Raw genomic sequence first — 282 nt, 5'->3', positions numbered from 1 at the left:
CGGGCTTAAAAAAGCCAAAGATAAATTTTCGTTTATCTTTGGCATCTCTATCCAATGCATGCCTTACTTTCTACTGGTAAAGTAAGTTTACTCAGTCAATTAGAATAATTTTCTAACCGACTAGCAAAGTAAATGGTGTATTTACAAGATAGCTATCGAACCTAAGTTCTTAACAATCAAGTAAATGGTGGAGCTATGCGGGATCGAACCGCAGACCTCCTGCGTGCAAGGCAGGCGCTCTCCCAGCTGAGCTATAGCCCCATTTACATGCAGTCAAACAAA

The 282-nt window shown here is 40.8% G+C and carries 1 tRNA gene; it reads right to left on the bottom strand.

The window, feature by feature from the left end:
* Positions 1–185: 185 nt before the first annotated feature.
* Positions 186–261: transfer RNA gene (locus CXF86_RS20135), tRNA-Ala, on the bottom strand.
* Between the last annotated feature and the right edge of the window lie 21 nt (positions 262–282).

Source organism: Shewanella sp. GutCb, from assembly GCF_002836135.1.
Taxonomy (GTDB): Bacteria; Pseudomonadota; Gammaproteobacteria; order Enterobacterales; family Shewanellaceae; genus Shewanella.
Note: the sequence above shows the minus strand (reverse complement) of the source record. Positions and strands in the feature narration are given on the sequence as shown.